This window comes from Chryseobacterium sp. 2TAF14 (assembly GCF_052115105.1).
In the GTDB taxonomy this organism is placed as follows: Bacteria; Bacteroidota; Bacteroidia; order Flavobacteriales; family Weeksellaceae; genus Chryseobacterium.
Genome location: NZ_JBFRGA010000037.1, coordinates 1 through 16,131, shown reverse-complemented (window position 1 = coordinate 16,131; position 16,131 = coordinate 1). Strand labels below are relative to the sequence as shown.

Genomic DNA, 16,131 nt, shown 5'->3' with positions numbered 1-16,131 from the left:
GTCCACAATTGATCAACGATATTAATCAGGAACTTTTAACGAGAGCTGGTAGAATTTCGAGATAATTTAGTCTTAAAATATAAAAAGCAAAATCGATGAGGTTTTGCTTTTTTTTTAAATATTTCACAGATAAAGCAGATTTTATCATAACTTTTATCTGCGAAATTTGCTAAATCTGCGAGAGAATTTTTCATATTAAATAAAAAAATGCGAAATCGTATAAATAATCAAACCCACCAATCCGCCGACCAAAGTTCCGTTGACGCGGATAAATTGTAGATCTTTCCCGACTTCAAGTTCCAGTTTTTCGCTGAGTTCTTTTCCTTGCCAGTTTCCAACGGTTGAGCTTATCAGATTTCCTGCTTGATGCGTGTTTTTCAAAATGTATTTGTAGGCGGTTACTCTCACCCAATGATCGATTTTATTCTGAAGATTTTCATCGGTTTTTAAGTTTTGAGAAAACTCGTTCAGATTTTTTGAGAGATAATTTTTTAAAGTAGAATCATCATTCTGAAGCTCTTCTATCAAAGTTTTTTTAATAGAAATCCAGATGTCTGTAGAGTATTCTGCTAATTTATCGTTCTTTAAAAGGTCATTTTTAATGGTTTTAAATTCATTATTCCATTTGGGATCTTCTTTTAAATCTTGAGAAAATTCATAAATTTTTTTGGTAATTAAATCACGAATTTCATGGTCGGAATTTTCTTCCACTTCTCTGAAAAAATCTGAAAGTCCGCTTGCAATTTTATCGGCAATTTTATTATCCACAAAAGACGGAATAAAAGAATAGCTGCCTTTTTTTACCCTTTCCTGAATCATTTCATCATTTTCAATAATGTAATCTTTAATTTGTTTTGAAAGATTGGTAATGATTTTCTGATGGTCGTTTTTATCTAAAAGGTAAATGATTCCGTTTCCAAGAATGGCATTAAGTTTAATATTGTCGGTCATTTCAGACACTTTTTTGCTAATAAAAAGACTCACTTCAGAATCATCGAGCTTATTTAAAATATCTAAAATAATACCTGAAAGATTTTTAATTAAAATTTCCTGGTTTTTCTCTTTTCCGAGCCATTCTCCGACAAAACCAGTGATTTTTAATTTCTGAATATAAGGACGAATCGTTTCTGGCGAAAGAAAGTTAGAAACCACAAAGCTTCCCAAATTATCTCCCAGCTTATCTTTGCTGTTTTCAATCAAATTGGTGTGAGGAATCGGCAAACCGAGAGGATGACGAAAAAGCGCCGTTACGGCAAACCAATCTGCCAAAGCTCCGACCATTGCAGCTTCGGAAAAAGCACGTACATAACCGATCCAGTGAGAGTTGTTTGACTTTTGTAAAATGGTGGTAATAATAAAGATGATCGCCATCAAAACAAAAAGTCCTGTGGCAAAAGCTTTGTATTTTTTAAGCTGTTTTCGTTTGGCTTCGTCATTCATATTCTCAAATTTAGTAAATTTGGTTGTATTTTTTTACCACAAAAGTCACAAAAGCTGTACTTGAAATTTCAAGAGTATAGAAAGAAGATCAAAGATTTTCAAAAGCTAATGTGTTCTTTTTACACAGTTAAAATTTAACTTATAAAATCTAATGTGTTTAAATCTTTTGTGGTGAAATTTTAAGTTATTAAATATTTTAAACAAAATCTTATGCAAAACGAAGCAAAAAACAATCCATATTATTCAAGAACAGATACAACAAAACTGAATGTTTCGAATGACGAATGGTTTAAAATCCTTTCACCGGATTTGTATGCCATTGCACGGGAAGCTGCCACAGAAAGACCTTTCACAGGAAAGTATAACGAGTTTGATGAGTTGGGAGAATATTATTGTGCGGTTTGCGGAAATCATCTTTTCCGATCCAACCAGAAATTTATGAGCAGCTGCGGTTGGCCAAGTTTTTTTGAAGCCGATAAAAATGGAGTAGCTTACAAGCGCGATTCTTCTCACGGAATGGAAAGAATCGAGGTTGTTTGCAAACGTTGTGATTCTCATTTAGGTCATGTTTTTAATGACGGACCCGCTCCGACAGGCACAAGATACTGTATGAACTCTATAAGTTTGGAGTTTGTTGCTGATTCTGAAAAATAATCGATGGGAGTTAAAGTTTCTTAAATTGAGTTAAACTTTTTTAGATTTAACTTATTGATAATTATGATTTTATAAATTTGTACCCGGAATTTTAATTTAACATAATATTTAATGAAAGGATTTTATAGCTTATTAGGCATTGTGTACATGGTAACGACTTCTTTTTATGTTTCTCCCAAAATTGAGATGGCAAAGAATGAAAATATCAGCACAAAAAAAATAGTAACTGCAGTTGAAATTAAATCTGAAAAAAGCACAAACGAAATGAGTTCTTCTGAAGAACTTTACAATTCTATACTATTCGAAACAGACCATAAACTTAATTTTGATGTTTTTTCTAAAGCAATTTTAGGGTTTAATAATCTTAAAAAAGCCGGGAAACTAGATGAAAGCGCACACTTATTAACGGTTTGCGATTTTTCTATGTCGTCAAATACCAAAAGACTTTGGGTGATTGATATGAATGAGAAAAAAGTGCTTTTCAATTCATTAGTTGCTCACGGGAAAAATACGGGTGAAGAATTTGCAACGAATTTTTCTAACACAGAAAGTTCTTACCAAAGCAGTCTTGGTTTTTATATCACAGACGCAACTTATGAAGGCGGAAACGGATATTCACTGAAGCTTTTAGGAATGGATAAAGGTTATAACGATGCAGCTTTACAAAGAGCAGTTGTAATGCACGGTGCAGATTATGTAAGCGAAGAGTTTGCAGCGGCACACAAAAGAATTGGAAGAAGCTGGGGTTGTCCTGCAATTCCGAGAGCATTAGCACAACCGATCATCAATACAATAAAAGGGAAGAATTGCCTTTTTATTTATTATCCCGATCAGAATTATCTTTCATCATCAGAATGGTTGAAAGAAGCATAAAAACAAAAGCAGTCAATTTTTTGACTGCTTTTTATTTGACTGTAGATTTCTTGCGGGTCGTATTGGCTACGCAGAATCTAAAGATTTCTGACGAAGGAAGAATTTCTTAATAAATCTTAACTTCTTAATTAAATCTTAATGGTTTGAGTTATCTTAAGAAAACTTTTTAAACACCAAAGTCGCATTATGCCCTCCAAAACCAAAAGCATTGCTTAGCGCAAAGTTAATATTCTTCTCTTTTGCCTCACCAAAAATAATATTGACATCTTTCGGGATATTCTCATCAATTTTATGAAGATTAATAGTCGGCGGAATAATTCCTTTTTCAATCGCTTTAATCGAAAGAATAGCTTCGGCTGCTCCTGCAGCTCCCAACAAATGACCGGTCATTGATTTTGTTGCGCTTACATCAAGGTTTTTACTTCCTTTAAATAATTTGCTGATTCCTTTTAGCTCAACCAGATCTCCAAGTGGAGTAGAGGTTGCGTGAGGATTTAAATAATCAATATCTTCAGTGTTTGCTCCGGCTTCATTTAATGCCAATTGCATTGCTTTTATTGCGCCAATTCCATCAGGATGAGGTGCGGTCATGTGATATGCATCGGCGGTCATTGCGGCTCCTACTAATTCTGCGTAGATTTTTGCGCCTCTTGCTTTAGCGTGTTCGTATTCTTCCAAGACCAAAGCTCCGGCTCCTTCTCCCATTACAAAACCATCACGGTCTTCATCATAAGGTCGGCTTGCTGTAGTAAAATCGTCATTTCTTGTAGACATGGCTTTCATTACAGAAAATCCGCCAACAGAAGCGGGAGTAATTGCAGCTTCAGAGCCGCCGCTGATGATTACTTTGGCTTTTCCTAAGCGGATGTAATTGAAAGCGTCCATCAATGCTGTATTTCCCGTTGCACAGGCAGAGATTGTTGTATAATTAATTCCCTGAAGACCGAACTTCATTGAGATCATTCCCGAAGCCATATTTGCAATAAACTTAGGGACAAAAAAAGGATTAAATCTCGGATTGTGATCATTTTCTGCAAAATTCATCACTTCGCTTTCGAAAGTCCACATTCCGCCTTGCCCGGTTCCCCAGATTACGCCAGTATCAAACGGATCCATTTTGTCAAATTCCAATCCTGAATCTTTGATTGCTTCTGCAGATGAATACATTGCGTATTGTGAAAAAAGGTCACTTCTTTTTATTTCATTGTGATTTAAATATACTTTAGGATCAAAGTTTTTTACTTCACATGCAAAGTGTACTTTAAATTTTTCGGTATCGAAATGCGTAATTTTATTGGCGCCACTGACTCCGTTGATGCTGTTTTGCCAGAATTCTTCAACATTGTTTCCCAAAGGCGTTACTGCGCCCAATCCTGTAATGACAACTCTTTTCATAGGTGGTTCTTTATTTTTTTAATCATTAATTTACTTGAAGCATTGAATATTTTTTTAAGTTGAATTTATTCTATCAACCATCAACTAAAAACCATCAACAATTTATCCGGTAAAATGATTTTATATTTAGTTATTAATTTTAAAAAGATTTGAGGTTCCTCTTGCGATGAGCCTTGTTTTGTCTGCGTTCCAAATCTCGCATTGCGCATTCACAAACTGTTTTCCTCTTTTAATAATTTTTGTTTCGGCTACAATAATATCATTTTCTTTTGCCGTTGAAAAATAATCGATGCTGTTATTTATGGTTACGATAAAGTTTTTTTCGTTTAAAGAAAACATTGTGGCGCCGATAATATCATCCATAATTGCGGCCGTTACTCCGCCGTGCATATTTCCCATCGGGTTTAGCCATTCTTCTCTTACGGTATATCGAAATTCAATCTGACCTTCTTCCGCCGAAATAACCACCGGATTGAGCCATCTCATAAAAGGAGAGGGAGAAGCGGTAAACTCTTTTCCGACAAAAGATTTTAATGCCTGTAATTTATCCATAACATTTATTTATTGAGAATTTTTTTTAATTTCTTTGTCGATAAGCGTCAAAATCCTGTCTAAAGCAAGATTTAAATGTTTCTCGTCGCCCGTTGTTTTTGAAAGCAAAATTCCGCCTTCAATAAGGATTATGAAAAGTGAAGCGTATTGTTCAGGATCTATTTCCTGAGTAAACTCATTATTAATTTGTCCATCTTTAATGATTTCCGAAATGGTTTTTGTCCAGTCTTCAAAAGATAATTTTACCTGGTTATTTAATGCCGGGAAAGTATCGTCAGATTCTGTTGCTGCGTTCATCAGCGGACAACCTCCATTTAGAAAAACCAACTGCCAGTTTTTTCTGTAAAAAGATACAAAAGCGTGTAGTTTATCAGACGTTGTCGGAAACTCTTCACTGAAGGATCTCATCAGATTTTTTTTGAGGATTCCCGAATTGTACTTGTAAACTTCAAGCGATACTTCGTCTTTATTTTCAAAATTTCCGTAGATGCTGCCTTTGGTAAGGCCGGTTGCTTCTGTAATATCAGATAAAGACGTAGCAGTATAGCCTTTGGTATTAAACAAAGTTGCCGTTTTCTCGATAATGAATTGTTTTGTCTTTTCTGCTTTTGACATTTTCAAAAATCAACGTACAAATATACGCAAATATACCGATTGGTATATTTTTTTTAAAACTTAAAATTTTATTAATTTATTTGTTGAAACGGAAAGAGTATGATTTGACGTTTTAGTTCAAGCTATTTAGATTTGTTTTAAAATGAAAAAACGGGCTTTAGCCCGTTCCTATTGATGATAATTCCTATTTTTATCTTTGTAATTAGTTTGCCAAAGTAGCATTCAAACTAATTTCAAAACTGAAAGCCTGACTTACAGGACAGCCCTCTTCAGCGATCTTCGCATACTTTTGAAAATCTTCTTCAGAAATTCCTGGGATTTTAGCGGTTAAAGTCAATTCGGATTTTGTGATTTTTCCTGCTGCAGGATCTAGTGTGATTACTGATTTTGTGGTTAATTCTTCCGGAGTAAAACCCGCTTGCGTTAATTCTGCACTCAGTTTCATGGTAAAACATCCTGCGTGAGCTGCAGCAAGAAGTTCTTCAGGATTTGTTCCCACTCCCTCTTCGAAGCGGCTTCCGAAAGAATATTGAGTTTGATTTAAAGTAGTGCTTTGTGTTGTTAAATGTCCTTTTCCTTCCTTTACGGTACCGTTCCAAACGGCTGTTGCGTTACGTTTCATATTAAAATTTTTGATGTTTAAATTTAACATAAAGATACAAAAAAGCATGATTTCATAATCATTAAATTATCGAAACCATGCTTGTTTTAATTTGAGAATTTGAAAATGAGTCAATTCGGAAATTATAAAAACCTCCCAATGTCAAATTTAAAATGTTACATCAAACCCAACGTAAAAGTTAGCCTTCATAATCGGAGCGTACACCATTCCGCCATCAAAATAATTTCCGAAAGGATTTCTGAAATCCATGATCGCATTTTCCTGATGATAGGAAGTTAGGTTTTCACCTCCTAAATAAGCTCTTAATTTTTTATTGAAATTTCTGGAAATCTGTGCATTCAAAACTGCATAAGATTCAGAATACATCGGCAATTGAAATTCTGCCGGATTGCTTGACGTATTTGGAAGTCTTTGTTTTCCTACCCAATTTAGTGTGGTATCAAAACTCCAGAATCCTTCGTTTTTATTTTTATTGGTCGCATAAGCCAAGTTTAAAAAGCCTCTGTGCTTTGCCATAAAAGGAACTTCACGTCTTCCATCCAAATAATCTGCCTGTACATCATAGTATTTGTAAGCCAATCTCACATCAAAATTTTTGAAAGGAGTAAAATCCCACTGGGTTTGGAATGAGTTGGCAAAAGATTTTCCATCTAGATTATAGAATGATAGTTGCTGAGGTGAGCGATCAAGATCTACCAAAACCTGATCCTGAAAATCTGTTCTGAAAAAATCGGCGACAATGGTAGATTTTTTCCCGAAAATTTTAAATTCCTGTTGTAAACTCACTCCGTAATTCCATGCAATTTCTGGTCTCAAACCGTAAATATCTCCGCCATTTTGTAAAATCTGAATGTTTCTGTTTGATGCAAAATATTGCTGGCTTTCAGCAAAAACATTCGCTGTTCTGAAACCTCTTCCCGCAGAAAGTCTAAGAATGGTTTGCGGAGTAAAGTCATATTTAAAATTCAATCTCGGAGTAAATTGTGTTCCTGCCAAGTTGTGGAAATCAGCTCTTGCTCCGGCTACCAAAGTATATTTTAAGCCTGTTAAAGTATATTCAGCAAAAATTCCAGGAACAATTTCGTTTCTTTTAAAGTTATCAACTAAATAATTTTCTTCATAACCATCGTATAAGAAACTCGCTCCGGCTTTGTATTTATGATTGGTATTTCCTAAAATACTTTCAAAAATCAAATTTGAATAGTAAGTGTGTTGCTGTCCTGAATAATTTCTCAAGCCGAAAAAGCTGTCTTGCTGATGATACACATATTGATTCATCCAGCCTAAGCTTTGATAAGGTTTTCCTTTAAAAACATAACCCGTTTTGTTCCAAACCTGAAATCTTGAAATGTCAATTCCAACACCGTAAAGAGACTGCTCACTTTGAGGAAGTTTTTTGTCGAATCCAATTTGTCCTGCAGTTCGTTCGTCTTTTATGAAATTAATTCCGAAATGCGATCCTAAACCTGAACTTTCCAGGTCGTTGTAATTTAATAGATAGGCTGCATTAATTTGGGTTCCTTTCGGGCGGTCAAGAAAACTGTCGTCATTCATATCGGTGTCTCCGAAAGTTCCGTTACCGTGAAGCAGAAAAGTTTGAGACCATTTATCATTAATTTTTGAAACATTTGTAATATTGACTTCGGCTCTTCCGTTGAAATCTGCGAAAATATTTAAAGAAGTTTCCTGTTTTTCTGCATTTTTCAGAAACTCTGTGTTGATTTGCCCTGTAATGCTTTCGTAGCCGTTGGTTACCGTGCTTCCTCCTTTTGTAAGCTGAATGCTTTCAATCCATCTTCCGGGAATAAAATTTAATCCGTAAGCAGAAGCTAAACCTCTGATTTCAGGCAATAACTCTTTGGTTAAACTTGTATATTTTTGATCTAAACCAAGCATTTTAAGCTGTTTCGTTCCCGTTACGGCATTGCTGAAAGAGACATCAACGGTTGCATTGGTTTCAAAACTTTCAGACAAATTACAGCAAGCAGCCTTTAAAAGTTCTTTAGAATCGATATTAAATACCAAGCCAGCTTCTTTTTTACTGATAGAAGTTGCAGCTTTTGATCCCATAATCATTACTCCTTCAATATTTTTCTCGCCGGTTGCATGAGAATCGTGGCTTGAAACGTCTGTATGATGTTGTTTTTCTTCCGATTTATTATCGGAATGATCAGAATGTACGTTTTCGTTTTTTTCTCCAAACTCAGAATCGCGATCGTAAAGACAGCATCCCGGAAGTTTTTTGTAAACATCCGCAGTTGTTTTATACTTTTCGTTATCGTGACCTGCTTCTGCAATTTTTTTAAGAATTTGATCGGCAGATGTTTTTGATGAATCAAAATCTAAAACTACTGTTTGCTTTTCAGCGCTCCATTCTGCGGAGTTTGCTCCGGCAGATTTTGCTGCTTTTTCTATTCTGGCTTTACAAGATTCACAATTTCCTTTCACAAAAAATTCGTTTTCACCTTTAGAATGATGATTTTCAATGGTTGAATTCTCTGTTTTCAGGTCTCTTTCGTAGTGGCAGCATCCCGGAAGTTTCTGATAAACTTCATCAGAAGCTTTGAATTTTTCATTGTCGTGACCAGCTTCTGCAACTTTTTTCAGAATTTCTTCAGGTGAAATTTTTTCTGAAGTTTCTATGGTAAGAGTCTGCGAATCGATAGAATATTGTGCTGATTTTGCACCTGCTTTTTTTGCGGTTGTTTCAATCCTTTCTTTGCACATTTCGCAGTTTCCTTTTACCTTAAACTGGTTTTTAGAAAGATTTTGTGCAGATACGAATGTTGATAATAAGAATAATGATCCAAGGATTACCTTGGTAATATATAATTTCATTTGTTTAAAATTTAGATTAATTGAATTAATGTAATGATCTGACAATATAAAGTGCAACAATCATTGGTAAATTGTTCAACTTATACATTGCTACATTTTTTTAAATTAACCTAATTTAGGCGGTTGCCAGATTTCTTTTAAACCGTTTGAAATGTAAGGATTTGAATATTGAAACTGAATTTTTGTAAAAGTTTTGAATGTAGAAAACTCCCAAAAATTATTTTTTGCGAAACTATTTTCTATAAAGCTAAAACACACTGCACACGTAGAACAGCAGCCGTCAGTACAAGATTTATGGTCTTTTTTGTTGTCTTTAGAATTGTGGTGACTGCTTTGATCCTTATCGCAACAAGATTTTGTTTTCGATTCTGTTTTGCAGCAGTTTTCCTGTGCAGCCTGAGCATAAAAATTRTCTTTAGGAACTAAAAAAATTCCCAGACAAAAGATAATTAATAATAGCTGTATCGGTTTCACAGTGCAAATTTAAGAAAAATAATTAAAGTGGTGCACCTACTTGTTTTGCACAATCATGCCAAGGTTCACCATGAGCAGGATTATTTTTTGGTTTTGGTCCTGTATTGGCAACGGCAGGCTGAGAAACCGGAACTGGTTGTGTAGCAGCTTGAACAGGAGTGGTGTTCTGAGCTGCAGGTTTACTGTTTAATGGTTGTCCAACAGCGATGTCGCATCTGTGACCAGGTTGACCGTGTGGAGGATTCATTCCCGGAGCGGTTTTCACAGGAGTGCTGTTTTGATTAGGCGTTATTTTCGTAGGATTTACAGAATTCGGGTCGATCTGAATGGTATTGTTACCGTTAACCTGAACGTTTTGAGTTGTGGGATTTTGAGCTGTAGGAGCGCTGTTTAAAGGTTGCCCAACCGGAATTTCACATCGGTGACCCGGTTGTCCATGTGGAGGATTCATTCCCGGTGCGGTAACCATTGTTGCGCCGCTTGAAGTTTTTATTCCTGCCTGATCGATTAAAGACGGTTTTGAAGTATTCATTGCAACGTTGGGCTGAGTTCCCGATTCGTCTTTTAAATATGTTGGTCTTTCGTCTTTTTTACAAGAAGCTAAAATTAAAGAAGTTGCAAAAAGCCCAAAAAGTAAATTTTTCATAATTAAATTTCTATTTTTATAACAATCAAGGTGAAAATTTATATTTAAAATTATGCATCAAAAACTGCCCTGAAAAACAAAATTAGCAAAACATTTTGAAATGTTTTGCTAATTTGAATTTTTTTATGTTGCTATTAACGTTCGTTTAGTTCTTAACCAAAAGTCTGAAACCTTCACCGTGAACGTTGATGATTTCTAAACCTTCATCGTCTTTCAAGAGCTTTCTAAGTTTAGCAATGTAAACATCCATACTTCTTGCGGTAAAATAGTTTTCTTTTTTCCAGATTTTTCTCAATGCCAAATCTCTAGGCATAAAGTCGTTTCTGTGAAGACATAGCAATTTTAAAAGCTCATTTTCTTTTGGTGAAAGTTTGTATTCGTTATCGCCTACTCTCAATTGTCTCAGCATAGAATCAAAGAAAATATTGCTGATCTTAAACTGCTCCTGCTCTTCGTTTTCCAAAGTAGAACTTCTTTGAAGAATCGCCTTGATTTTATATAAAAGCAATTCTGTATCAAACGGTTTTGTGATGTAATCATCTGCTCCCAATTGGTAACCTTTCAAGATGTCTTCTCTCATGTTTCTTGCCGTCAGGAAAATGATCGGGGTATTTTTATCGATCTTTTTTACATCTTCAGCCAAAGAAAAACCGTCTTTTTTTGGCATCATCACATCGAAAATACAGATGTCGAACTCACTTTCTGTAAATTCTTTCAGTCCTTGCTCGCCATCAACTGCAAGCGTAACTTCAAAATTGTTTATTGTAAGATAATCTTTCAGTACTGCACCGAAACTCTGATCGTCTTCTACTAATAATATTCTGTTGCTCATATGTTTTTATATTTTATTATTTGTTTTAACTAATTTATTTATGCCATCGGAAGTTTAATAATAAATTTACTTCCAAGGTCTTTCTGTGACTCTACAATGATCTGTCCTTTATGAAGTTCTACGATTTTTTTTACATAAGAAAGTCCCAAACCTTGACCTTTTACATTATGAATATTTCCGGTTTCTTCTCTGAAGAATTTCTCGAAAATTTTGGTTTTATTGTGGGTTTCCATTCCCATTCCTTTATCTGAAATTTCTAAAACGTACCAATTACCTTCGTTTTTTGTTTTAATACTGATTTCAGGAGCTTCCGGAGAATATTTATTGGCATTATCCAAAAGATTTACCAGCATATTTGAAATATGGAATTCATCAATTTTAAAGTTATAATGAGTTGCATTAAATTCTTCAACAAGCTTCCCGTTTCTCTGCTGAATAATCAGATTAAAAGATTCTGTTGTTTTTTTAATCAATTCTCTTACGTTGGTTTCTTTTAAAAATAATTCTACTTCATTTCGTTCAAGTTTAGACATGTTGAGAACATTTTCAACCTGTTTTTTCATCCTCAGGTTTTCCTGTTTGATGAGGTTTGAATAATATTTTACCTTATCCGGATTGGTGGCAATCTTATCATTTGCCAAAGAATCTGTTGCGACGGAAATTGTAGCCAGCGGTGTCTTAAACTCATGCGACATATTGTTGATAAAGTCGGTTTTTACTTCTGCCAGTTTTTTCTGTCTCATCATATAATTAATAGAAATAATATAAATTCCCAAAATCGTTAAAAGCGAAAGAAAAGTTCCTAAAAGCATTGGCCAGTTATTCATTGCCAAAGAATATTCTTTTTTAGGAAAAACCAAAGCCAGCGTATATAATGTACGGTCTTTATTATCGGTAAATAGAGGGTAAGAATAAGAATTGGCATCTTTTTTCTCTTTAAAAACTTTATTTACAATATTCGTAAGCTTGTTGTTTTTATCTGAAACACCGTATCCGAAATCAGCCGTAATGCCTTTCATTCTAAGCTCTTTGGTGATCACAGAATCTAAAATTACGGGGTCAACTCTTTTACTCAGAGGCAAATTGCTGCCGTTTACTTTTACAAATTCTTTAGAATCGTAATCACCACTTTGAATGTCCTGATTAAGCTCGGTCGTTAAAAGCTCACGATGAGAGCTGTCTTTTTTGATTTTATAAGCTGCATCATCGGTGTACATTTTCGTAAGAAGAAGAGAATCTCCTCTCTTTGAAAGCGGGAGCTGCAGCGTCTCAATAATGTTTCTGTAATAAACAATTGACTTTTGGGTTCCGGAATCCTGAGTCTGTTGTATGGTTGTAAGAGAAGCTTTATCTTTATTTGCTTTTATATTATCTCTGAAATTTGCGTAATTTTCATTCAAAAGTTTTTCAACTTCAATTTCGGCAATGTTTTTTGAGGTGTTTTCCAAAGCGGAATAAACTTTGTTAGAAAATTCTTGTTCTAATGCAACGTAATAGTTTTTGAGCCAATAAAACTGCAGCGTGACAAATACAATAAGTGAAATTGTCATAAAAACCGAGATTATCGGGATGAATTTGTTATTCATTGCATATGGTAATTAAGATTGTGAATGTTAAAATTAAACATTTTAAGATTTGGTAAACAAAAAATGCGCCAAAATATTGTGTATTTTTTCTTAAAAACGCTCTTTTTAACGTTTTATTATAAATCTAGACTCTATTTCTTAAAGAAACTTGTGATAATTTATTAACCAAAAAACCAAAATAACTATGAACTCTAAAATTACCTTTAATCATGATTTTCATACAAAAAGTATTTATGTAATGAAGATTTATCCCGCTGAAATCTCGAAAGTATGGGAATATTTTACAAAGCCGGAACTGCTTGATCTTTGGTGGGCGCCAAAACCGTGGAAGTGCGAAACCGAAAGACTGGATTTTRAAGAAGGCGGAGTCTGGCTATATTCTATGAACGGACCGGAAGGAGAGAAAATATTTTCGCTGGTGAAATACGGCAAAATAGATGAGTATAGAAGCGTAGATGGTATTGATGCTTTTTGCGATGCAAATGGTAATGTAGACGAGAGATTTCCGCAAACAGAATGGCTGATTGGCTTTACGGGAGTGGAAGAAGGAACCAAAATTTCTCTCAATATTCATTTCAAATCTGAAGATGATATGAAAAAACAATTGGAAATGGGATTTGAAGAAGGTTTTAAAATGGGTTTGAATCAATTAGAAGAAATTTTGGATGATTTGAAAAAATAATCTGAATAATTTGAAAATTTGAAATGTGTCAATTCGAAAATTTAAAAAAGGCGCATAAAAAAAGGAAAGTAAGTTTTTACTCTCCATATTTGTTTTTTATTATTGATAAACTCTCAAATTATTTCATTTTCAAATTAATTCTTCATCCTGAAAATATTGAATGATTGCTTTTTTCATCAGAATTTGCTGCTCATTTGGTTTAAGCTCGGGAAGTTTTTCTACTTCTTCGAAATGAGGATAACCGTCATCGTCGTAATGTGAAAATTTATAATACCCGAAAGGTTCCAAAAGCCTACACACCGCAATGTGAAGGATATTCAGCTTGTCGTCTTTGGTGTATTTTTGTTGTCCGCTCCCCAGTTCCTGTATACCGATTAAGAATAGATAAGTCTCAATCGGACTGTTTTTTTCGGTATCAAAATTTTCAATAAAAAATTGTTCTATTTTTTGCCAAATTTCACTTTCTGTCATGATTTTATGAATGATAAATAATAGTTGATAAATGATAAAGTTTAATTCTTTAACATTTTACGATAGGAAGAAGTCGTTTTAAGAACTTCTTCGGTTTTGATTTTTAAATCTAATAAAATTTCGTTTTGAACATAATTTAGTTCTTCAAGCATTTCGAGCCAAAATAAAGTTTCATCGGTCTCCTCAATAACAATGGATAACTTTGAAAAACGTTCTGCTTTGGATCTGGCTCTGCACATTGCTCTGTAATTTGCTGCCATAGACGTAGATGATCGATATATTTGTTTTCTGATTACTGAAAAGGCTTCATTATAAGGAAGTTTTGAAAATTCCTTAATAATGCTGATCGCAATTTGTTTTGTTTTTATTGCGAAAACCTTATTATAATCTAAATTATCCATCATTTATAATTTATCGCTTATCATTTATCATTAAAAGAAACGCATATTCCAAAGCATCTTCTTTCAGTGATTCAAATCTTCCGCTTGCGCCGCCGTGTCCGGAGCTCATATCGGTTTTAAAAACTAAAATATTATTATCAGTTTTTAATTCTCTCAATTTTGCAGTCCATTTTGCGGGTTCCCAATATTGTACCTGTGAATCGTGAAAACCGGTCGTAATCAATAAGTGCGGATAATCTTTCGCCTCAATATTATCATACGGCGAATATTCTTTCATATAATGATAATATTCTTCGTCATTCGGATTTCCCCATTCATCGTATTCCCCGGTTGTCAAAGGAATCGTTTCATCCAACATCGTAGAAACAACATCCACAAAAGGAACCTGCGCTACAATTCCGTTGAACAAAGTCGGTTCGTAATTCATCACGGCTCCCACCAACAATCCGCCTGCGCTTCCTCCCATCGCATACAAATGTTTTGAAGAGGTGTAATTTTCTTTAATTAAATATTTTCCTGCATCAATAAAATCGAAAAAAGTATTTTTCTTCAGCAGCATTTTTCCGTCCTCGTACCATTCTCTTCCCAGATATTCTCCACCGCGAATATGGGCAATCGCATAAATAAATCCTCGGTCTAAAATTGATAATCTTACATTCGAAAAACTTGCATCAACAGTATGTCCGTAACTTCCGTAACCGTACAATAAAACCGGCGTATCTGCTGATTTTGTTGTGTCTTTATGGTAAACCAAAGAGATCGGTATTTTGATGCCTTCTTCTCTTGATTCTGCCCAGATTCTTTCAGAAATATAATTTTCAGGCAAAAATTTTCCGCCCAAAACTTCCTGTTGTTTCAGGAGTTTGGTGGTTCTGTCTTTCATATTATACTCATATGTAGAGCTGGGCTGCGTTAAAGAAGTATATCCGAAACGAAGAATTTCGGTATCAAATTCCAGGTTTGTTCCTATATAAGTAGTGTATGTAGGATCTGAAAACATCAGGTAATAAGACTCCTGTGTCTGTTCTTCAATAATTTTTATCTGTAAAAGACCTTTTTCTCTTTCCTCAAGAACGAGATAATCCTTAAATATTTCAAAACCTTCCAGCAAAATTTCGTCACGGTGTGGTATTACGTCTACCCAATATTCCATGCCGCAATTGGCAATTTTTGTTTTTACGAGTTTAAAATTGGTGGCATCGTCAATATTGGTAATGATATAAAACTCGTCTTTGTAATGCTCTACAGAGTATTCAAGGTCGTCAATTCTTGGCTGTATTACTTTCCATTCTGCAAAAACATCATCTGCAGGAATAAAATGATGCTCATCTGAGATGGTACTCGAGCTTGCCATGAAAATATATTCCATCGACTTTGTCTTGAAGACATTTACATCAAAAGTTTCGTCTTCTTCATGAAAAATTAAAACATCCTCTGAAGTGTCGGTTCCTAATTTATGTCTGAAAACCTTGTAAGCTCTTAAGCTTTCATCTTTTATAACATAGAAGATGTGTTTGTTATCATTTGCCCAGACTGCTTTTCCTGTGGTATTCTCAATTTTATCTGAAAGAATTTCATTGGTTTTTAAATCTTTAAAATTTAAAGTATAAATTCTTCTTCCGATATTATCTGAGGAAAACGATGCTAATTTGTTGTCGGGACTTACCGCAACATTGGCTACTTCAAAAAATTCTTCGCCTTCCGCAAGAATGTTAACGTCTAAAACAATTTCTTCCGGGTTTTCAAGCGTTTTGTATCTCCTGCAAAAAATGGGGTATTCTTTTCCTTTTTCGTAGCGTACGATATACCAGTATTCGTTAAAGAAATAAGGCAAAGACTCGTCGTCTTTTTTGTATCTGGCTTTCATTTCCTCGAAAAGCTCTTCCTGAAGTCCTTCAGAATCTTTCATTACAAAATCTGCATAGGCGTTTTCTTCTTCCAGGTATTTTATGACTTCGGGATTTTCTTTCTCATTCATCCAAAAATAATTGTCAATCCTTCTGTCGCCGTGTATTTCGAGTGTTTTTTCTATTTTTTTTGCCTTTGGAGC

At 34.5% G+C, this 16,131-nt stretch carries 16 protein-coding genes; 3 read left to right on the top strand and 13 right to left on the bottom strand.

Annotated elements, in window-relative coordinates:
- Positions 1 to 195 precede the first annotated feature (195 nt).
- On the bottom strand, positions 196 to 1,440 hold the full coding sequence (locus AB4Y90_RS06490; protein ID WP_441556608.1) for a DUF445 domain-containing protein: 1,245 nt from the start codon (positions 1,438 to 1,440) through the stop codon (positions 196 to 198).
- Positions 1,441 to 1,650: 210 nt separating this feature from the next.
- Here AB4Y90_RS06490 and msrB point away from each other — a divergent pair, with 210 nt between their 5' ends.
- Positions 1,651 to 2,094 (top strand): peptide-methionine (R)-S-oxide reductase MsrB, encoded by a 444-nt coding sequence (gene msrB, locus AB4Y90_RS06485; protein ID WP_441556607.1) that lies wholly within the window; start codon positions 1,651 to 1,653, stop codon positions 2,092 to 2,094.
- A 111-nt stretch (positions 2,095 to 2,205) separates the two neighbouring features.
- Positions 2,206 to 2,967 (top strand): murein L,D-transpeptidase catalytic domain family protein, encoded by a 762-nt coding sequence (locus AB4Y90_RS06480; RefSeq protein WP_441556606.1) that lies wholly within the window; start codon positions 2,206 to 2,208, stop codon positions 2,965 to 2,967.
- A gap of 153 nt (positions 2,968 to 3,120) precedes the next feature.
- Here the strand turns inward: AB4Y90_RS06480 and fabF are convergent, their stop codons facing one another.
- From fabF to AB4Y90_RS06435, 9 genes are all read right to left on the bottom strand, one after another.
- Positions 3,121 to 4,362 carry a beta-ketoacyl-ACP synthase II gene (fabF, locus tag AB4Y90_RS06475; protein ID WP_441556605.1) on the bottom strand — a complete coding sequence of 414 codons (1,242 nt, stop codon included), beginning with the start codon at positions 4,360 to 4,362 and terminating at the stop codon, positions 3,121 to 3,123.
- 126 nt (positions 4,363 to 4,488) lie between these two features.
- Entirely contained in the window at positions 4,489 to 4,914 is a 426-nt protein-coding gene (locus AB4Y90_RS06470; protein ID WP_441556604.1) for a PaaI family thioesterase, read from the bottom strand.
- Positions 4,915 to 4,923: 9 nt separating this feature from the next.
- Positions 4,924 to 5,529 (bottom strand): TetR/AcrR family transcriptional regulator, encoded by a 606-nt coding sequence (locus tag AB4Y90_RS06465; protein ID WP_441556603.1) that lies wholly within the window; start codon positions 5,527 to 5,529, stop codon positions 4,924 to 4,926.
- A gap of 202 nt (positions 5,530 to 5,731) precedes the next feature.
- Positions 5,732 to 6,151, bottom strand: coding sequence for an OsmC family protein (locus AB4Y90_RS06460; protein ID WP_115620560.1), 420 nt, complete (start codon positions 6,149 to 6,151; stop codon positions 5,732 to 5,734).
- A gap of 147 nt (positions 6,152 to 6,298) precedes the next feature.
- Entirely contained in the window at positions 6,299 to 8,989 is a 2,691-nt protein-coding gene (locus AB4Y90_RS06455) for a TonB-dependent receptor domain-containing protein (RefSeq protein ID WP_441556602.1), read from the bottom strand.
- Positions 8,990 to 9,094: 105 nt separating this feature from the next.
- Entirely contained in the window at positions 9,095 to 9,463 is a 369-nt protein-coding gene (locus tag AB4Y90_RS06450) for a hypothetical protein (RefSeq protein WP_441556601.1), read from the bottom strand.
- Between the two features lie 22 nt (positions 9,464 to 9,485).
- The gene (locus AB4Y90_RS06445; protein ID WP_441556600.1) at positions 9,486 to 10,109 is read right to left on the bottom strand and encodes a hypothetical protein; all 624 of its coding nucleotides are present in this window, start codon (positions 10,107 to 10,109) and stop codon (positions 9,486 to 9,488) included.
- Between the two features lie 145 nt (positions 10,110 to 10,254).
- Complete coding sequence (locus tag AB4Y90_RS06440; protein ID WP_074230805.1) at positions 10,255 to 10,941, bottom strand: response regulator transcription factor; 687 nt, start codon at positions 10,939 to 10,941, stop codon at positions 10,255 to 10,257.
- 38 nt (positions 10,942 to 10,979) lie between these two features.
- Positions 10,980 to 12,527 (bottom strand): sensor histidine kinase, encoded by a 1,548-nt coding sequence (locus tag AB4Y90_RS06435; RefSeq protein WP_441556599.1) that lies wholly within the window; start codon positions 12,525 to 12,527, stop codon positions 10,980 to 10,982.
- Positions 12,528 to 12,765: 238 nt separating this feature from the next.
- On the opposite strand from AB4Y90_RS06435, the gene AB4Y90_RS06430 reads away from it, so the two are divergent.
- A complete protein-coding gene (locus AB4Y90_RS06430) occupies positions 12,766 to 13,209 on the top strand; it encodes an SRPBCC family protein (protein ID WP_441556598.1) in 444 nt (147 codons plus the stop codon).
- A gap of 129 nt (positions 13,210 to 13,338) precedes the next feature.
- Here the strand turns inward: AB4Y90_RS06430 and AB4Y90_RS06425 are convergent, their stop codons facing one another.
- The 3 genes from AB4Y90_RS06425 to AB4Y90_RS06415 form a co-directional block, all read right to left on the bottom strand.
- Entirely contained in the window at positions 13,339 to 13,680 is a 342-nt protein-coding gene (locus tag AB4Y90_RS06425) for a hypothetical protein (protein WP_441556597.1), read from the bottom strand.
- 41 nt (positions 13,681 to 13,721) lie between these two features.
- Complete coding sequence (locus tag AB4Y90_RS06420; protein WP_441556596.1) at positions 13,722 to 14,081, bottom strand: four helix bundle protein; 360 nt, start codon at positions 14,079 to 14,081, stop codon at positions 13,722 to 13,724.
- A gap of 10 nt (positions 14,082 to 14,091) precedes the next feature.
- On the bottom strand, positions 14,092 to 16,131 hold a 2,040-nt coding region (locus AB4Y90_RS06415), incomplete at its 5' end, for a S9 family peptidase (protein WP_441556595.1).

What these genes read in the sequence shown, in the direction of transcription:
- AB4Y90_RS06435 (WP_441556599.1), bottom strand. Translation starts at nt 12,527, where the DNA reads ATGAATAACAAATTCATCCCGATAATCTCGGTTTTTATGACAATTTCA.
- AB4Y90_RS06440 (WP_074230805.1), bottom strand. Translation starts at nt 10,941, where the DNA reads ATGAGCAACAGAATATTATTAGTAGAAGACGATCAGAGTTTCGGTGCA.
- fabF (WP_441556605.1), bottom strand. Translation starts at nt 4,362, where the DNA reads ATGAAAAGAGTTGTCATTACAGGATTGGGCGCAGTAACGCCTTTGGGA.
- msrB (WP_441556607.1), top strand. Translation starts at nt 1,651, where the DNA reads ATGCAAAACGAAGCAAAAAACAATCCATATTATTCAAGAACAGATACA.
- AB4Y90_RS06465 (WP_441556603.1), bottom strand. Translation starts at nt 5,529, where the DNA reads ATGTCAAAAGCAGAAAAGACAAAACAATTCATTATCGAGAAAACGGCA.
- AB4Y90_RS06480 (WP_441556606.1), top strand. Translation starts at nt 2,206, where the DNA reads ATGAAAGGATTTTATAGCTTATTAGGCATTGTGTACATGGTAACGACT.
- AB4Y90_RS06460 (WP_115620560.1), bottom strand. Translation starts at nt 6,151, where the DNA reads ATGAAACGTAACGCAACAGCCGTTTGGAACGGTACCGTAAAGGAAGGA.
- AB4Y90_RS06470 (WP_441556604.1), bottom strand. Translation starts at nt 4,914, where the DNA reads ATGGATAAATTACAGGCATTAAAATCTTTTGTCGGAAAAGAGTTTACC.
- AB4Y90_RS06455 (WP_441556602.1), bottom strand. Translation starts at nt 8,989, where the DNA reads ATGAAATTATATATTACCAAGGTAATCCTTGGATCATTATTCTTATTA.
- AB4Y90_RS06420 (WP_441556596.1), bottom strand. Translation starts at nt 14,081, where the DNA reads ATGGATAATTTAGATTATAATAAGGTTTTCGCAATAAAAACAAAACAA.
- AB4Y90_RS06425 (WP_441556597.1), bottom strand. Translation starts at nt 13,680, where the DNA reads ATGACAGAAAGTGAAATTTGGCAAAAAATAGAACAATTTTTTATTGAA.
- AB4Y90_RS06445 (WP_441556600.1), bottom strand. Translation starts at nt 10,109, where the DNA reads ATGAAAAATTTACTTTTTGGGCTTTTTGCAACTTCTTTAATTTTAGCT.
- AB4Y90_RS06490 (WP_441556608.1), bottom strand. Translation starts at nt 1,440, where the DNA reads ATGAATGACGAAGCCAAACGAAAACAGCTTAAAAAATACAAAGCTTTT.